Genomic DNA, 3884 nt, shown 5'->3' with positions numbered 1-3884 from the left:
GATGGCGTCCCTTGTCGTGGTGTAGCCGATCACGGTTAGGGAGTGCGCCGGGGGCGTGTGTCGACGTGGCTTCCGCTCCCTGCCCGTAGGGCGGGCCACCGTGCAACTCTCCGTAATGAACGGCCAGTTCAACGCGGGAGGTGCAGGGTGGCCCTGTCTCAGCATGACCTACTCCGGTTGTTGGAGTCACTACGTTCGGCGGACGGGCTCGAACTCGTCCGCGGTGTGGCCGAGCGGATGCTCCAGGAACTGATCGAGGCCGAGGCCACAGCCCGGATCGGCGCGGAGTGGAACGAGCACACCGAGACGCGCACCGCGCTTCGCAACGGCCACCGCGACAAGACGATCAGCACCCAGGCCGGCGACCTGGACCTGGCGATCCCCAAGCTGCGGTCGGGGAGCTTCTTCCCCGCGCTGCTGGAGCGACGCCGCCGCATCGACCAGGCTCTGTATGCGGTCATCATGGAGGCCTACGTCCACGGCGTGTCCACGCGGTCGGTCGACGACCTGGTCAAGGCCCTCGGCGCGGACACCGGGATATCCAAGAGCGAGGTCTCACGGATCTGCCAGGACCTGGACGGCCAACTGACCGCGTTCCGTACCCGTCCCCTGGACCACCTCCGGTTCCCGTACGTGTACCTGGACGCGACCTACTGCAAGGCCAGGGTCGAGCACCAGATCGTCTCCCGGGCCGTGGTCATCGCCACCGGGATCACCGAGGACGGCGGCCGGGAGGTGCTGGGCGTGATGGTCGGCGACAGCGAGACCGAAGTGTTCTGGACCGAGTTCCTGCGCCACCTGCGCGAACGCGGTCTGACCGGGGTCCGGCTCGTGATCGGCGACCACCACTTGGGGCTGGTCAAGGCCATCCGCAAGGTCATGCTCGGGGCCGCCTACCAGCGCTGTCGTGTTCACTTCCTGCGCAACGTGTTCAGCGTGATCAACAAGGATGCGGCGGAGATGGTCGCCGCGACGATCCGCACGATCTTCGCTCAGCCCACCGCCGACGCGGTCCGCACCCAGCTCGACAGCGTCGCCGACATGCTCGGCAAGCAGTTCCCGAAGGTCAAGGAGATGCTGCTGAAAGCGAAGGACGACCTGACCGCCTTCGCCGCCTTCCCGGAGCGACATTGGAAGAAGATCCAGTCCACCAACCCGCTGGAGCGGATCAACCGCGAGGTCAAGCGCCGCACCGACGTCGTCCAGGTCTTCCCCAACGATGACGCGCTCCTACGGCTGGTCACCGCCGTGCTCTTCGAACTGCACGACGAGTGGATCGCCTTCCCCCGCCGCTACCTCCCCGAGGGAAGCATGGACCAGCTCTACCCCGCCGAGCGCCCCGAAAGCGCCCCCGCGCTACCCAACACCACCAACACGACCGCCGGATGATCGGCTACACCACGGGAAGGGACACGACCCTGCTTCGGCTTTGGTCGAGGGGAGGTCGGGTGGGTAGCCCTTGGCACGAAGGAACGCGTCGAGCGCTATTGCGACGATGTCGCCGTGCTGGACACCGTGGTCCGCGTGGTAGCGGCGGATGCGCCGCTGGAGTTGAAGAGCGTCGGGGACGGCGTAGTTGATTTGCCCGCGACTGGTATGGCTGCCGTTGATGACCTCCAACGTGTCCGGATGAGGCGCCAACGGGTCGTCGGTCAGGTCGGATTGGGCGTCGAGAGCGTCAGCCAGTTCACGCAGTTGACGAGCGTGGCGCGAGAGATCGGGCATGGGGTGCTCCGTAACTCCCACCGAAGCAACTCCTACCGAACGCGATCAACCACACGGGAAAGGAACGCAGATGAGCATCACCCTGGCCCAGGCACACCGGATCGTGCAGGCAGGCCTTGACTTCGCCCGCGAGGAGAAACTGGAGCCGCTCACCTTCGCCGTCCTCGATCCCGGTGGCACCCTCGTGACCCTGGCACGCGAGGACGGTGCCGGACTGCTGCGGCCGGACATCGCCGTCGCCAAGGCGTGGGGCGTCCTCGGGCTCGGCATCAACAACCGCGAGATCGGCAGGCGTGACGCCGCTGCACCCGAGTTCTTCACCTCGATCGCGGCCCTGGCCGGCGGCCGTGTGCTGTCCGTGCCGGGCGGTGTGTTCGTACGGGACGAGCAGGGCCACCTGCTGGGCGCGGTCGGCGTGCCCGGCGACACCTCACTCAACGACGAACGTGCGGCGGTCGCCGGCATCCGGGCCGTGGGCCTCCTATCGGAGACGGGCGCGGACGAACAGGCGGCGTAGGTGTCGGTTTGCGGAGGTCAGCCGGCTGGGAAACACGGTTGTCAGGCCACGTCCGACCCCGGAGCAGCAAAGGGGGCCCTGTTTCGCGGCCCACGCGTCGGTGCGTCGATGTGTGAGAAGGCGGCTCCGAAGTCGGTGACCGTGACCTCCTCCACAGCGAGGGGAGGGTGGGCGTAGGTGTCCCAGGTCTCGGAGAACTCGGCGTGCCGGGAGAGGGCCTGCACGGTGTCCATTCACGGGTGGTGCTGACCTGCGGTGGGGCCCGGTGATCTCTGCGATCTGACGATCTTGTAGGTTTCTGGTCGTGTCGCAGGGGCCGTCGTACGAGGAGCTTGCCGCGCTGGTCGCTGTGCAGGCCCGTGTGATCGATGAGCTGCGAGCCGAGATCACCGAGCTGAAGACCGAGGTCGCTGGGCTGCGGGCGGAGAACGCGGAGTTGAAGCGTCGGCTGGGGATGGACTCCACCAACAGCAGCAAGCCGCCGTCGTCGGACGGGCTGGAGAAGAAGGCGACGCGGTCGCAGCGTGAGCGGTCGAAGGACCGTAAGCCGGGTGGACAGCCAGGGCGCGCGGGCCGCTCGTTGCAGCCGGTTGCGGACCCCGACCGTGTGGAGCGGGTCGAGCCGGCCGAATGCGCCGGCTGCAACAGCCCGTTGTCCGGTGCGGCGCAGGAGGGATTCCGGGCGGTCCAGGTCTTCGACATCCCGCTGATCGAGCGGTGCGTCACCGAGGTGCGCCTGGTCCGGCGCCGCTGCCGGTGCGGGGTGGTGACCTGTGCGGACGCGCCCCCGGGGATCAGTGGTCCGACCTGCTACGGGCCGAACCTGCGGGCCTTCGTGACGCTGCTGGCCGCGGAGGGGCAGATCAGCACCGAGCGCACCGCTAAGCTCATTGCCGGACTGCTGGACGTCGAGGTCTCTACCGGGTTCGTCGACCGCTGCCTGTCGAGGCTGGACGCGCCGCTCGACCGGTTCGAAGCGGAGCTGAAGCAGGCCCTGCGCGCCTCGGAGGTACTGGGCGCGGACGAGTCCCCGATCAGTCTGGCGGGCGAGCGCGGCTACGCCTATACCGTCCGCTCCACCGGCCTGACCTGGTACGGGGCCGCGGACAATCGCGGCCACGCCGCGCTGGACGGCTTCGGAATCCTGCCCGGCTACGGTGGCGTGCTCATCCGGGACGACTACGTCGGTTACCACAAGTACGACGCCCACCTGGCGGGGGTGCAGCTGTGCTGCGCGCACCTGCTGCGCGACCTTCAGGGCGTCATCGACAACGCGCCCGACGAGGAGCACGCGGCCTGGGCGAGGGCCGCCCAGCGGATCCTGCGCGAGGCCGGGAAGACGGTCGAGCAGGCCCACGCCGCCAGGCACACCACGCTGCACGAGAGCGAACACGCCCGGATCGAGAAGGAGTTCCTGAACGCCGCCCGGTGCGGGATCAGCGTCAACCCGCACAGCAGCGGGAAGAAGCCCAAGGCCCGCCAACTCGCCGAGCGCCTCGTCGACAGGGCCCAACAAGTCCTCCGCTTCACCTGGGACTTCACCCCCGGGCTCGCCTGGACCAACAACGCATCCGAACAGGCCCTGCGGGATATCAAGGTCAAGATGAAGGTCAGCGGGTGCTGGCGCGGACTGACCGGGGCG

The 3884-nt window shown here is 68.3% G+C and carries 5 protein-coding genes; 3 read left to right on the top strand and 2 right to left on the bottom strand.

From position 1 onward, the window contains the following. Positions 1–147 precede the first annotated feature (147 nt). A complete protein-coding gene (locus GFH49_RS12700) occupies positions 148–1389 on the top strand; it encodes an IS256 family transposase (protein ID WP_155055961.1) in 1242 nt (413 codons plus the stop codon). Here the strand turns inward: GFH49_RS12700 and GFH49_RS12695 are convergent. Then, a complete protein-coding gene (locus GFH49_RS12695; RefSeq protein ID WP_230396262.1) occupies positions 1357–1725 on the bottom strand; it encodes a hypothetical protein in 369 nt (122 codons plus the stop codon). The genes GFH49_RS12700 and GFH49_RS12695 overlap by 33 nt on opposite strands. Positions 1726–1795: 70 nt before the next feature. Here GFH49_RS12695 and GFH49_RS12690 point away from each other — a divergent pair, with 70 nt between their 5' ends. Continuing rightward, positions 1796–2242 (top strand): GlcG/HbpS family heme-binding protein, encoded by a 447-nt coding sequence (locus GFH49_RS12690; RefSeq protein WP_155055960.1) that lies wholly within the window; start codon positions 1796–1798, stop codon positions 2240–2242. A gap of 41 nt (positions 2243–2283) precedes the next feature. Here the strand turns inward: GFH49_RS12690 and GFH49_RS12685 are convergent, their stop codons facing one another. Further along, positions 2284–2475, bottom strand: a complete 192-nt coding sequence (locus tag GFH49_RS12685) for a hypothetical protein (protein WP_230396261.1) — start codon at positions 2473–2475, stop codon at positions 2284–2286. Positions 2476–2546: 71 nt separating this feature from the next. On the opposite strand from GFH49_RS12685, the gene tnpC reads away from it, so the two are divergent. After that, positions 2547–3884, top strand: a 1338-nt coding sequence (gene tnpC / locus GFH49_RS12680) for an IS66 family transposase (protein WP_155055706.1), incomplete at its 3' end; no start/stop codon positions are given.

The organism is Streptomyces blattellae, assembly GCF_009709555.1.
In the GTDB taxonomy this organism is placed as follows: domain Bacteria; phylum Actinomycetota; class Actinomycetes; order Streptomycetales; family Streptomycetaceae; genus Streptomyces; species Streptomyces blattellae.
This window is presented reverse-complemented; position numbering and strand designations above follow the sequence as displayed.

What these genes read in the sequence shown, in the direction of transcription:
- GFH49_RS12695 (WP_230396262.1), bottom strand. Translation starts at nt 1,725, where the DNA reads ATGCCCGATCTCTCGCGCCACGCTCGTCAACTGCGTGAACTGGCTGAC.
- GFH49_RS12690 (WP_155055960.1), top strand. Translation starts at nt 1,796, where the DNA reads ATGAGCATCACCCTGGCCCAGGCACACCGGATCGTGCAGGCAGGCCTT.
- GFH49_RS12685 (WP_230396261.1), bottom strand. Translation starts at nt 2,475, where the DNA reads ATGGACACCGTGCAGGCCCTCTCCCGGCACGCCGAGTTCTCCGAGACC.